Origin of the sequence: Empedobacter sp. UBA5924, assembly GCF_002431085.1 — a bacterium.
Taxonomy (GTDB): Bacteria; Bacteroidota; Bacteroidia; order Flavobacteriales; family Weeksellaceae; genus Empedobacter; species Empedobacter falsenii_B.
This window is the reverse complement of record NZ_DJDM01000027.1, coordinates 1-12,007: the sequence shown is the minus strand read 5'-3', so window position 1 is coordinate 12,007 and position 12,007 is coordinate 1. Positions and strand designations below refer to the sequence as shown.

The window sequence follows — 12,007 nt, the reverse complement described above, 5'->3', positions numbered from 1 at the left end:
AAAATGAAAATATTATATTTTTTACTTTTTCTTTCTTCAATTTGTATAGCTCAAATTAATGATGAATTTAGTTCTATATCAAAAAGTAGAAATAATGCAGAAAAAGTTTTCAAATTGTTTAATAATGAGAATCATAAAATTATTTTATACTCTCTAGAAGATAAATATTTTTATCTTATTATTGAAACAGAGAAAAAAGATTTTTATAAAGAATATTATATAGCTTTAGATGATTTAGACTCTGTAAATGAAGTTCGCTTCATAAATAATATTAAACAGACTAGAAAACAACGAAAAGATAAAAAGAAATCTAATAAATTATTATCTGAAGCAGAACCTATATTTGATTTAAAAAAATATCATACAAATTTAATAACTAAAGTTCCAAATGCAGAATTTGTAAGAGGAGTACCATCGTATTTTGTATTAAAAGATATTAATAATGAAAAATATGGAGAATATCAGTTAGCATCACTAACCCTACCTTTACCTATAAATGGAAAACTTGCAGGTTATTTGATTAAACGATTATCCGAAGAAATAAATCGAAAAGAATAATAATTAGGGTAGTGTATCAGAAGTGTTGTTATTATACAACATATTAATTACAAATAATTCATAATAAAGCAAAAGGCAAACTAAGGTTTGCCTTTTGTTATTTTATCAGTTTTAGTAAATCCTTTATTTCTTTATCGGAGATAGAATTTTGCTCGCTTTTATCGTAAAGAGAAAGTAGATAAATTGTTTCATTTTCAATAAAAAGATGCGTTATTACTCTTGCTCCACCGCTTTTACCTTTACCTTTCGACTTTATTGCCAAACGAATTTTGTAACAATTATCGGCTAAAGCAGTTCCTAAGGTAGGATTTTGTTGTAATTCTTCAATTAAAACAGCTAAATCCTCTTTCAACGAACGGTATTTCTTTCCAAGTTTTTTGGCTTCTTTCAGAAATTCCGGCGTTGCAATAATATTATAACTCATCCAATAACTCTTTGGCAGAAATACCTTTTAACTTTCCCTCTTTTATCAGATTTAGTTCTGTTACAGCTTGTTTCAAACTCGCCTTTACATCTTCTGTAGAATCGGTATTTTCAGTATTTTGTCGTGTAATTTTCATTTTCAAAGCCTTTGCAAAAGCTTTTAATGCTTTCGCTTCTTCCGATGTAGAAGGCTCTACGATATAGATTTCTTGCGTTGTCATTATTCAACTATTTAGAGAAAGCTTGTTTTGTTTTAAAATTCTGAATATAGGTATCAATTACATTAAACAATACACTTTTGGTTGTACTGTCCATTTTCTGAATATCATTTATTCTGTCCACTGTTTCTTTATCGAAAGAAGCATTTTCACTTTGTCCTGTTAAAAAATCAACAGTTACTCCAAAAGCATTTGCCATTTTGATAATCATATCCAAAGATGGCTGACTTTCGTTTCGTTCATATCTGCTAATAATCTCTCGAGAAGCACTAATCTGTTTTGCAAGTTCTACTTGCGACCAGTTTTTCTCCTTGCGTAAGAGCGTTATTTTGCTACTAATGTTTAATTCATTACTCATAAAAGCACTGTTTATATGATATATAGCAAATATACGAGTAATACATTACATAAAAAAGAAGTCGATTAGTTGTTAATTTGAGAAATGAATTATATTTTTGCGTAACACATTCCGCATAAAAATAAATTAAAATAATTTTTCAAATGGAAATAAGCGAGATAAAGACGAGATTAAGTTTAGCAAACGTACTGCATCATTACGGATTAAAACCTAAAAACAATATGCTGAAATGCCCGTTTCATTCGGATAAAACAGCGAGTTTACAGGTTAATTTGGAAAAGAATTTTTACAACTGTCATGCATGTTCCAAAACAGGCGATGTGATTCAGTTTGTGCAAGATTATGAGAAATTAAGCAAACATGAGGCAATAAAGAAAGCTTCGCTTTTAGTGAATAATGAAAATTTACAAATGAATAATGGGATAAACGTAGAGCATAAAACGTTAACCGCCATACATTCATCGTTTTTACAAAAAATGTATCTCAGCTTTAGAAAAGGCTTATTATGCAGTGATCCTGCCAAAGATTATTGCCATTCGAGAGCCTTAAATTTTGATGAATTAGAAGTCGGTTTTAACTCGGGACAATTCCATCATGGAGCACGAAAAGATGAAAATTTAATCAATCAATGTGTAGAAGCTGGACTTTTAATTCCCTACGGAACCAACAGTAGAACAGGCGGACAATCCTATAAACCATTCGGAAATAAATGCCTTGTTTTTCCATTAAAAAACTGTGATGGGCAGACCGTTTCATTTTATTTCCGTTCAACTCTTGATAATAAAGATTCTCGCCATTTTTATTTGAAAAACAGACAAGGTTTATATCCAAATTATCCCAATCGAGAAGCTAAAAAGCTGATTTTAACCGAAAGTATTATTGATGCAGCTTCATTACTTCAATTACGAAGTACGAATTTAGAATTAAGAAAATATGAAATACTTGCCTGTTTTGGGACGAACGGATTAACAAACGAACTATTAGAAATAATAAAACAACTCAATGAGTTGGAAGAAATTATCTTCTGTTTTGATATGGATGAAGCAGGTCAAAAAGCTACCTTAAAATATGCAAAATTACTTCAATCCATTCATCCAAAAGTGGTGTTTTATAATGTTCAATTCATTGATAAAGATGTCAATGAAACTTTAATGGCTTATGATGAAACAATTGTTTTAGACTGTTTGGAGAAAAGAAAACCAATTGATTTTTCTACTTCTCAAACTTCTTTTTCAATTGAAAAAGAAACTGTACCAACACCTTTGGAACAGCCTAAAATGACAACCGATTTATTTTTTCAGTTGAATGATTTAATCGAAAAAAGTGGAATTGTAGGCGAGCAGGACAGCCGATTGTTACTGTTTATTATTGCAAGTTCGTATAAAACCAAACATCCACTTCACGCCATTGTACAAGGAAGTTCTGGCAGTGGAAAAACACATTTAATCAGTAAAATAGCCGATTTAATGCCACAAGAAGATGTGCTTCGTTTTACTCGAATTACCGAAAGTAGTTTATACAATTGGGGCGAATATGAATTAGTTGGAAAATTGCTTATCATCGAGGATTTAGACGGTTTAAAAGACGAAGCCATGTTTGCCATGCGTGAATTAATCAGTAATCAGAGATTAAGTAGTTCAGTGAGTATCAAGGATAAAAAAGGCAATATTAAAGCCGTTAAAAAGGAGGTTCGTGGCGTATTTAGTTCACTTTCTGCAACGACAAAAGGTGAGATTTACGAAGATAATATGAGCCGTAGTTTTCTATTAGCGGTCGACGAAAGTAGCGAACAATCCCGCCGAATTATCGCCTACCAAAACAGGCGATATGCTGGCGAAGTCAGCCATCAATCCGAAGAAAAAACGAAACATTTTTTACAAAATATCATCCGAAATTTAGTGCCGTATCATGTGATTAATCCGTTTGCTACTCGATTAGAATTACCCGAAGAAGTGCATAAAATCAGACGTTTAAACGAAATGTTTCAAAGTATCGTTCGTCAAATCACTTTGATTAATCAACAAAATAGGCAATTGACAGACGATGGAAAGTTAATCACACAGGTCGAGGATCTAAAGCAAGCAACGGAGGTTCTCTTTGAAAGTATTGTCCTAAAAGTGGATGAATTAGACGGGAGTTTACGTCAGTTTTTTGAGAAATTAAAAGCGTATTTAAGCAAAAAAGCACACAAAGAAAATGCAAATGGTTCTGAAATCGACTTTACACAACGAGAAATCCGCCAAGCTTTTAATATGAGTAAAGCCCAATGTTCACGCTACATGAATAGCTTAATTGAACTTGAATACCTAACGAGTAAATATGCAGGAAACTTACGTAAAATTGCTTATCGTGTGGATTATTGGGATGATTACCAGAAGTTAAGACAAACCATTAAAGAAAAGATTCTACGACAAATAGAACAGTTATGATACCCACTGAAACAATAGGGAACAATCTTGGAACAATTAATTTAGGTTTAAATAACTTATAGCTAACTACTTAAAACTTATAACTTGCTTATTGTTCCATGTTCCAAAAGTAGACAACCTCAAAACCGTCATAGTTATGCAAGATATACTTGATGAATTTAGAACAGAATTACAACAATTAGGCTATTGTAAAACAGTGGTCAATCATTATCCAAAGTACGTTAAAGCCCTGTTTGAGCATTCACACGAACTTATTTACACAATTGAAAGTCATCATATTGAAGCTTTTTATTTTCATTTGAAAACCGTGATTAGTAGCCGAAGAAAAAAGCCATTGAGTAACAGTTATATTCATACACAACTCTTTGCGATTCGCTTATTCTTTGCCTATTTATTGCGTACAAAACAGCTGGTTAAAACGCCTTATACCTTAAAAATCAAACGTTCGACTTATAAAAGTCGAGCCGTTTTAACTGTAGAACAAATCGCACTACTCTACAGCAATTGCATCAATTTAGAAGAAACGATGATTTTAAACCTGTGTTATGGTTGTGGATTAAGACGAACAGAGGTTGAAAGGCTGTGTGTAGAAGACATTCATTTAAGTGAAAAACGCTTATATGTTCGCAGTGGAAAAGGAAAGAAAAGACGTGTTATTCCACTTACAACAAAGCTTGTAGAGGATTTTAAACTCTACCAGGATAAAACCCAAAAAAGACGAAATGATGAATCTATTTTACTACTCAATCCAAACGGAAAACCAATGAGCGGAAACAAAATTTATACGGTTTTTTGTCGTCTTTTAACTCGATGTGGATTAGATAAACAAGGATTTAGCTTACATAATTTACGCCATAGTATTGCATCTCATTTACTTGAAAATGAAATGACCGTTGAAATGGTTCGGGATTTTTTAGGACATGATTTACTGCGTACTACTCAAATTTACACTAAAATTAAGCCGTATGACTTTAGAAAATTATCTTGAAAATCAGTTGAATAAAAGTACCATTAGCAATTATTTATATGAAATCAATCGGTTCAAAAAATACGCTCCTAATCATGAAAAATGCCACTATCCACAGCTGATGCAGTACATTGGTTTTTTACGGAATTATTACCAACCTAAAACCATTAAACGTGTGGTGTATGCACTGAAAAAATACTATGATTATCTGATTGAAATAAAGGTAAGAAAGGACAATCCTGCTCACTTTATCAAACTTCGGGATGCCAAACCAACGGCGGTACAATTACAGGATTTATGGACAGAAAAAGAACTCAAAACCTTACTTGAACCACGAAAAGAACGTTATGCTATCTTAGCCAAACGCAATCAAATTATCCTGAGTTTATTCGTTTATCAAGCCGTTTTAGTCAAGGAAATAACCCAAATTCTACTCGAAGATATCGACCTCGAAAAAGCAGAAATTTACATCCGTGAAACAGGAATGACCAACAGTAGAACCTTGTCTTTAAAAGCAGAACAAATCCTTTTATTTTATCAATATTTACAGGAAGATAGACCACAATTAGAACGAACAAAACAGTCTTTTTTTATCCTCAATAAATTAGGAAATCCAACTACTTCAGACGACATTAATTACCTTTTATCGACTTATCAAAAGCAGGTTGACAAACGATTAACTTCGGTTAAAATCAGACAAAGTGTGATTACCAATTTACTCAGTCAAGGACATAATTTACGAGCAGTTCAGCTGTTTTGCGGACATAAATTTTTAGATACTACTGAGAAATATAAACAAACAGGAATCAAGGCTTTACAAGATGCTATCGATAAGCATCATCCTTTACAATAGTCTTTTTTCTTTCAATTGAAAAAAAAAATAACACCATCAAAACAAGCCATTTTTCGGGGTTGATTTTGGCTATTTGCGGTAGCGAAAACATAAAATAAATTATAGGCTGATAATGCCTATAATGAACGGAATTTTATGTTAAATAGCTTACCTTATTTTTTGCTGGCGTAAGTGAACGGGGAGCGCGGAGTGAACGACTTTTTGTATCAAAAAGTAGGACAGCAAAAAATAAGGGCAAAATTATAACCCGAAAAATGGCTTGGCTTATCCTATAAAAATCTTTTTTTTCAATTGAAAATCATTATATTTGAATGAATAATGAGGCGTTCATTAAAACTGAAGTAGTGTTGAAAATTTGAAGTGTATAGGGATGTAGGAATACAAATACAATGGGAAAGAGCTTCAAGATGAATTAAGCTTAAATTTATACGACTACGGTGCAAGAAACTACGACCCTGCTATTGGACGTTGGTTTAATGTTGACCCGTTGGCAGAACAAATGAGACGACACTCGCCTTACAACTACGCGTTTAATAATCCTGTTTTCTTCATAGACCCTGATGGGATGATGGCGGAACCGCCAACAGGATGGGCAAGCGATTGGGAAGATGAAACAGGAAAGTACGTATATAATGAACAAAATCAATTACATAGTCGTTATGTTAACGGGGAGTTTGAAGGTTTTTATGACTCTGGAGAAATAAGTCTAGAAACAGCGGTAGTATCGGCAAAAACTGAAGGCTTTACAGCTTCAGCTTTAAGAGCATATGACAAAAGTTATAATCCTGATTATAGTCCGTATAATCCTGACGCTGTTACTATGGGAACAGGAATAACTATTACTGGGAATAAAGGGACTAGTTATACATTTGAAGCTGGAGTTATTTTTGCTCCTGGCGATATAGGATTATATTTTAATTCTGGAATGGGAGTTGGGACAACACCTGGAATAGGCGTTCCTGGTTTAAATGTAGGGTTTCATGATCGAAGAGAAAATAATATAGAAAGAGATATGCTTAAAAATATAGCTGGTACTTCTGCTTCTGCAACTATTGATGGCTCAATTATGGGATACACTATTGGTCACAGTTTAAATGAAAAAGGTGGTATAGATAATAAAGGAACTATAAGTAACACATTAACATTAGGAGACGGTAAATTTTTAGGTATTGGAGCAGGAGCCTCTGTATCTAAATCTTACACATTTTCTATAATAACAGGTAAAGTATATAATTAAACTTTGATTATGAGAAACCTTATTATTTTTACTCTATTTTTTTTTCTTAATTCATGTAAAATTGATTTTACCAATGGACAAGAACAATACGAATTAGATTATTCAGTAAACATTATTTCGAATAAAAGTTATAAAGAAGATAGAATTAAATCAGCTTTTTTCACAATTATCGGAAAAAATCCCGATACAAATAAAATTGATACGTTTGAGGATGGCAGATGGTTTTCTAACGTAAGTGATTCTATTGAAAAAGGTGATACTCTTTATAAAGTAAAAGGAGCGAATTTTTTTTTAATAAAAAAGAAAAATAATATTTTAAAAATAAATTCTAAAATTAATACAAATGGAGAAATGATAGAAGTTTTAAAAAGATAGAATCAAGGATATTATTTAAAAATGGGTAGTGTATAAAAAGTGTTGTTATTTCATAATACATTAATTACAAATAAAAATTCACAATAAAGTAAAAGGCAAACGTTAGTTTGCCTTTTGTTATTTTATAAAATAACATCAAATTATATCGTTTAACGCAAAAAATAACATCTAAATAAAGTTGTGTTTTTACTTATCTTCTTCGATAATCCTTCGACCGTTGTTCGATAAAACATACTTTTTCTCGAACCATTGTCGAAGGATACTCGAACAAACCCCGAAGAAATAGGCTATTTTGTCCTTCAAAAAAATAGACGATAAAATAAGAGGTATACCTTGTTGTGAAAAAATAAACTACCTCACTAAAATCGTTTTTAAAAGAGGTTATATATTTTACTTGTATCCAAAATATCAAGATGTGCAACAGTTAAGGTTGTTATCAGCTGGTGTTCGTTCTTTAGTGTTTGTAAAACTATATTGAGCTTTAGTTTTCTATTTATTAAGTAATTGATTTTTTAGCTTATTATTGAGGTTTGTTGTTTGTTAATTGATAGATTGCAGCTTTCAAAACTTGCCAACAAATTCTTGCTGTATGTTCGTCAGGATTAAATCTTGAATTAACTTGTTCGTAAGGATGAATATAATTTCTAAAGTCTCGCAAGGAATGACTGAATTTCTTTACATCTTCTTTTAAAATGCCAATGTCATGTGCTGTGTCAATAAAATTGTTTAGTGTCCATTCGTGATATGGCTTTACTTTCCCGCTTTGATCTTTAGGTGAAGTTTTCGATTGATTAAATTCTTTCGGATATTTTGATGCAATTCCTAAGAGTATTCCTTCAAGTGAACTTCCTGAAAGGAAAATCACAGACATTGGTGCTTTTACATTTAAACATTTCTTTATTTCGTTAAATCTGATATTCAACGTTTCTGTGATGATGTTGTCAAGTCCCAATTTGTCTAAAGAAATATTGCTAAACTCTTTTTGCAAAAAATCATCTTCTTTTACGTCAACCTTTTCTTCAAATATTATTTTGCCAGCTTTGGCAAATGTTATCTCAGTTTCCTTTCTAAGAACCTGCCAACCGTCAAAAGCTAGATATTGATTGAAGTCTGCAATTGACTTGTCCAATTCTCCAAACCTTCCAATAAAATTGACTGGTGCAAAAAGTTTTCGAATACATTTATCTAACTCTGGTGTTCCGTTAATTTTAGATAGTTTTGCGTCTGTATAAATCCATCTTGAAGGAAAACCTTCATCTCTGTTGTAACTATCGTTTTCTCCTAAACTATTAAAGAATTCAATAAGTTTAGGTCCTGAGCGATATTCAGTTTCCTCGTTGATTAAATTTCTTAATTTCTCTAATGTCTTTTGTTGCAGTTGCATAATCTTATTACAATTTTGTTCTTAGTTTTACCATTTCTTCAACGATTTGATTCATTATTATATTTATTAAAATCAAAATCTAAAAGAATTTTGGGATGAACATTTAAAGCTTTAGCTATTCGGATTAAATTACGTATAGTTAAGTTTCCTTTTTCATACTTATTAATATCGCTTGAATCAATTCCGCTTAAGTATTCTAAATAATCTAAAGTTTGATTTTTTTTTCTCTAAGATATGAAATTTGATTTCCTATTTCAATTAAAAACTCATATGTTATATCCATTTCTACAGTATTTCAAAGCAAATTATAATAGTTTATAATTTATAAATCTTCTATTATTACTTCCTTTTTTCCAGAAATATATTTCCATACATTTAATAAGTCATATGAAGTAACTTTGATATTACCATTAGCATCGTACTTACGTTTAATTTCTAAGTTACATATGAATTTTGACCCTTTCTTAAATTTGATTCTTCCAGACTGAACTTCTGATTTAAAAATATTTGATTTCATATTAATTGTAATATCTTCTCCATTAAGCTTTCCTTTCCATTTATAAGGTTTATCCTTTTCTAACACAGGAGAAATAATTTCGATCTCAGCTTGTTTATCTATTATAGAATTTAATTCCGGTGTATCTACAATAAAGTTTTTGAATAACTCTTTTTTAACTATTTGTTCTTCATTGTTTGATTCATTATTAATAAAATTATTAAAACCTATTTTTTTAACTTTTTTGATTTTGTTTACTTCCTTGTAAAAGTTTGATCTTGAGGTAATAATTTTTAAATTATCTTGTAAATTATTTGACTTTTCTTCAATCTTTTTTGTGTTTAATAGTAAATCTTCTTTTCTTTTTTCTAATTCTAGTTTTTTATTTTCTACGTCAATATTTTTCTCTTCTAGTTCTAATTTTTTTATTTCAAAATCAATTTGATCACTCTCTTTCTCAATTTTAGTTTTGAAAAAATTATCAAATAATTTTTTTGCAGGATTAGCTAATAAAAAACTTGCACATCCTGTTAAAGTTTCAGATAAATATGGAAATGCTTTAAGAGATTCTTCAATAACAGTGATATAAGTTTCAAATCCTCCTTCTTTTGCAGGTTCTATTTCAATTTTATGTATTATTTTAAAAGTACTTGATATTGTCTTAATAATATCTAATACATTTTTTAAGTTAGAAAGATATACTTCAGCATCAATACTATGTGATCCATCCGAAAAATAATAATGAATTTCTAATTTAGTTTTCTTATTTTCAGTAGTGTTATTAATAATCATAATAATTTATTCAAGTGTTTCTTATAATTCCTATTTTCTTAAAATTAAATTAGTAAAGAGAGAAATAATTTTATTAAAGGTTATTAAATCCTTTAATAATCTATTTAGAGTCCAATAATAATTTTAGTTTTTCGGTGCTCATATTTGTATATTTTTCAGCATATTTTTTTTCAATAAAAATACTTTCATTCCCATATTTTTGTTTAAGCTGTATTATTAATGTATTTCTAGGTTCTTTTCTTAAAAGATTTGTAATACTAGTTGAGCTTTTTTTCTGAGCATCAGAATTCATTAAGGATAGAAGAATTTTTGAAGTAATAGGTTTATTTAAAATACCTTCATTTATTAAACGATCAAGTTCTACTGCAAGAATATTAGATTTATCACGGATAATAGAGCCTTTTTTCTGTCTTTCTTTAATTATTTTAATAGTTAATTCAGGAAGACTACTTTTTGAAGGTAATTTAAATTTTGGATTTGCAAAATCGTAATATGTAAGACCGAATACAGATGCAATATTAATCATCTTGTTAATATTTAAGCCAACTTCACCATTAATGATACTTCTAATATTGGTAGAGTTTGAATCAATTAATTTAGCTAAATCACCTTCTGTAAGATTATAATAGATTAAGAATTTAGAAACTCTTTTTCCATATTCTTTTTGATAAAATTCTTTATTCATATCAAAATAGATTAATTTATTTTGTTTTATCTATTTTTATTTATATATTTGTTTATGAAAACAATAGAGACAGAAAAAAAGTAAATTATAAGTTACTTTAGACGATGTCACTCGTTCGAAATCCGCCAGATTGCCACGAGTTGACCGAGAGTTTGCCTATTGCTGGAATTTTGTAACTTTGCTAAATATTCCAGTAGGGCACTCCTCGTTAACTTTTAGGCAACTCTGACTTGTTCAGAGACGGTTTCTGGCGGAACCACGAGTAAAAGTTGAGGGTGCTCTATCTGGTATTTTACCATATAATTCCTCTACTTTGTAAGTACATCGTTCCATAAAACCCAACACAAAATGAGAACGAAACAATTTCCATTCATCCGTAAAAAACCACCAGACAAAGTCTGTTTGTTTTTTCCATTCTTTTAAAGAACAATACTCCGTATTTATAACATTTTTAAAACACGGATCGTAAAGTAAAGGGCTATCCTTTCTTTACACGCTCTCTATCAGAGCCTCGGTAAGGAGACTTTGAAAGCATTCGTTTTATCTTTTTTATTCGCACACTAAATGTAAAGCGTTTCATGTCATTTTCCAAATTTATTGGGCTCTGCTACCTATTATTTAGATGTGAGATGTGAGATTTTAGTATTGAGAGAATTCAATTATGTACAGATTAGATTTCTTGAAATGACAGAATATTAGAAAATAAAGTGTTAAAAAGTGTTAAATTCCTGTATCGGTGTATATCCAAAATGACACTTTTCTGTATCGGTTGTGTATCCGCGCTGTATCCATTCTGTATCCATTGTATATGCGTTCCGTATGGTTTGTTCGTGGTTCGTGTATCGGAAGGGATTGTTAAGATGTAGTATGTATTAAGTAAAAAGTACAGATTAGATGTGGGAATTGTAGTATGTAAAAAGTATAATGTAGTAAGTATTTGAGGTTAAGAATGAGGTTCTGAACATAATTACGAGAATAAGAAGATAATTAGTAGTTCATTATTTTATTACGTTCATTTTTACTCATGAGTTATTATTGTTTTTTAATGAATTCATATGCCCTACGGGGAAGTCTTGACACAAAAACGAACCAAAAAAGTCAAGTCTGTGCTTACAAGTCGGTCAATAACGGCTACTCGCTAAATGCTTTAGAACATTCGCATATGAAATGCGAACATAAATCATTTTTAACGCTCTTTACGCCGAATTGACACTCGACTTTTCAGCAATGAC

General features: G+C 30.5%; 13 protein-coding genes and 1 pseudogene. 7 read left to right on the top strand and 7 right to left on the bottom strand.

What is annotated here, in order from left to right; translation table 11 throughout:
• Window positions 1-3 precede the first annotated feature (3 nt).
• Window positions 4-558, top strand: coding sequence for a hypothetical protein (locus B3792_RS07360; protein ID WP_280052095.1), 555 nt, complete (start codon window positions 4-6; stop codon window positions 556-558).
• Between the two features lie 97 nt (window positions 559-655).
• Here B3792_RS07360 and B3792_RS07355 read toward each other — a convergent pair whose 3' ends face one another.
• From B3792_RS07355 to B3792_RS07345, 3 genes are read right to left on the bottom strand one after another with little or no spacing between them, the layout of a single operon-like run.
• Window positions 656-982 carry a type II toxin-antitoxin system RelE family toxin gene (locus tag B3792_RS07355; RefSeq protein ID WP_291069249.1) on the bottom strand — a complete coding sequence of 109 codons (327 nt, stop codon included), beginning with the start codon at window positions 980-982 and terminating at the stop codon, window positions 656-658.
• Window positions 972-1,202 carry a hypothetical protein gene (locus B3792_RS07350; protein ID WP_219035473.1) on the bottom strand — a complete coding sequence of 77 codons (231 nt, stop codon included), beginning with the start codon at window positions 1,200-1,202 and terminating at the stop codon, window positions 972-974. Before B3792_RS07350 ends, B3792_RS07355 begins: the two co-directional genes overlap by 11 nt.
• A gap of 7 nt (window positions 1,203-1,209) precedes the next feature.
• Window positions 1,210-1,557 carry a helix-turn-helix domain-containing protein gene (locus B3792_RS07345; protein WP_291069246.1) on the bottom strand — a complete coding sequence of 116 codons (348 nt, stop codon included), beginning with the start codon at window positions 1,555-1,557 and terminating at the stop codon, window positions 1,210-1,212.
• Window positions 1,558-1,700: 143 nt separating this feature from the next.
• Here B3792_RS07345 and B3792_RS07340 point away from each other — a divergent pair, with 143 nt between their 5' ends.
• From B3792_RS07340 to B3792_RS07315, 6 genes and pseudogenes are all read left to right on the top strand, one after another.
• Window positions 1,701-3,986, top strand: a complete 2,286-nt coding sequence (locus tag B3792_RS07340) for a CHC2 zinc finger domain-containing protein (protein WP_291069244.1) — start codon at window positions 1,701-1,703, stop codon at window positions 3,984-3,986.
• Between the two features lie 136 nt (window positions 3,987-4,122).
• Window positions 4,123-4,974, top strand: coding sequence for a tyrosine-type recombinase/integrase (locus B3792_RS07335; protein WP_291069242.1), 852 nt, complete (start codon window positions 4,123-4,125; stop codon window positions 4,972-4,974).
• Entirely contained in the window at window positions 4,952-5,806 is an 855-nt protein-coding gene (locus B3792_RS07330; protein WP_291069240.1) for a tyrosine-type recombinase/integrase, read from the top strand. The genes B3792_RS07335 and B3792_RS07330 overlap by 23 nt, the downstream gene beginning before the upstream one ends.
• 376 nt (window positions 5,807-6,182) lie before the next feature.
• Window positions 6,183-6,380, top strand: a pseudogene (locus B3792_RS07325) (RHS repeat domain-containing protein); the annotation flags it as partial.
• Window positions 6,372-7,043 carry a hypothetical protein gene (locus tag B3792_RS07320; protein ID WP_291069238.1) on the top strand — a complete coding sequence of 224 codons (672 nt, stop codon included), beginning with the start codon at window positions 6,372-6,374 and terminating at the stop codon, window positions 7,041-7,043. The pseudogene B3792_RS07325 and the gene B3792_RS07320, both read left to right, overlap by 9 nt.
• A gap of 9 nt (window positions 7,044-7,052) precedes the next feature.
• Window positions 7,053-7,418 carry a hypothetical protein gene (locus B3792_RS07315; protein ID WP_280052132.1) on the top strand — a complete coding sequence of 122 codons (366 nt, stop codon included), beginning with the start codon at window positions 7,053-7,055 and terminating at the stop codon, window positions 7,416-7,418.
• A gap of 520 nt (window positions 7,419-7,938) precedes the next feature.
• Here B3792_RS07315 and B3792_RS07310 read toward each other — a convergent pair.
• The 4 genes from B3792_RS07310 to B3792_RS07300 all read right to left on the bottom strand — a co-directional run bounded on the left by B3792_RS07310 (window position 7,939) and on the right by B3792_RS07300 (window position 10,775).
• Window positions 7,939-8,802, bottom strand: a complete 864-nt coding sequence (locus tag B3792_RS07310; protein ID WP_291069236.1) for a hypothetical protein — start codon at window positions 8,800-8,802, stop codon at window positions 7,939-7,941.
• Window positions 8,803-8,840: 38 nt separating this feature from the next.
• On the bottom strand, window positions 8,841-8,969 hold the full coding sequence (locus B3792_RS14110; protein WP_409410988.1) for a hypothetical protein: 129 nt from the start codon (window positions 8,967-8,969) through the stop codon (window positions 8,841-8,843).
• 155 nt (window positions 8,970-9,124) lie between these two features.
• Window positions 9,125-10,090, bottom strand: a complete 966-nt coding sequence (locus B3792_RS07305; RefSeq protein WP_291069234.1) for a hypothetical protein — start codon at window positions 10,088-10,090, stop codon at window positions 9,125-9,127.
• 100 nt (window positions 10,091-10,190) lie between these two features.
• Window positions 10,191-10,775, bottom strand: a complete 585-nt coding sequence (locus tag B3792_RS07300; RefSeq protein ID WP_286496459.1) for a helix-turn-helix domain-containing protein — start codon at window positions 10,773-10,775, stop codon at window positions 10,191-10,193.
• Window positions 10,776-12,007: the final 1,232 nt, after the last annotated feature.

Excerpts from the sequence above, each read along its gene's own strand:
- B3792_RS07360 (WP_280052095.1), top strand. The coding sequence starts at position 4 with ATGAAAATATTATATTTTTTACTTTTTCTTTCTTCAATTTGTATAGCT.
- B3792_RS07355 (WP_291069249.1), bottom strand. The coding sequence starts at position 982 with ATGAGTTATAATATTATTGCAACGCCGGAATTTCTGAAAGAAGCCAAA.
- B3792_RS07350 (WP_219035473.1), bottom strand. The coding sequence starts at position 1,202 with ATGACAACGCAAGAAATCTATATCGTAGAGCCTTCTACATCGGAAGAA.
- B3792_RS07345 (WP_291069246.1), bottom strand. The coding sequence starts at position 1,557 with ATGAGTAATGAATTAAACATTAGTAGCAAAATAACGCTCTTACGCAAG.
- B3792_RS07340 (WP_291069244.1), top strand. The coding sequence starts at position 1,701 with ATGGAAATAAGCGAGATAAAGACGAGATTAAGTTTAGCAAACGTACTG.
- B3792_RS07335 (WP_291069242.1), top strand. The coding sequence starts at position 4,123 with ATGCAAGATATACTTGATGAATTTAGAACAGAATTACAACAATTAGGC.
- B3792_RS07330 (WP_291069240.1), top strand. The coding sequence starts at position 4,952 with ATGACTTTAGAAAATTATCTTGAAAATCAGTTGAATAAAAGTACCATT.
- B3792_RS07320 (WP_291069238.1), top strand. The coding sequence starts at position 6,372 with ATGATGGCGGAACCGCCAACAGGATGGGCAAGCGATTGGGAAGATGAA.
- B3792_RS07315 (WP_280052132.1), top strand. The coding sequence starts at position 7,053 with ATGAGAAACCTTATTATTTTTACTCTATTTTTTTTTCTTAATTCATGT.
- B3792_RS07310 (WP_291069236.1), bottom strand. The coding sequence starts at position 8,802 with ATGCAACTGCAACAAAAGACATTAGAGAAATTAAGAAATTTAATCAAC.
- B3792_RS07305 (WP_291069234.1), bottom strand. The coding sequence starts at position 10,090 with ATGATTATTAATAACACTACTGAAAATAAGAAAACTAAATTAGAAATT.
- B3792_RS07300 (WP_286496459.1), bottom strand. The coding sequence starts at position 10,775 with ATGAATAAAGAATTTTATCAAAAAGAATATGGAAAAAGAGTTTCTAAA.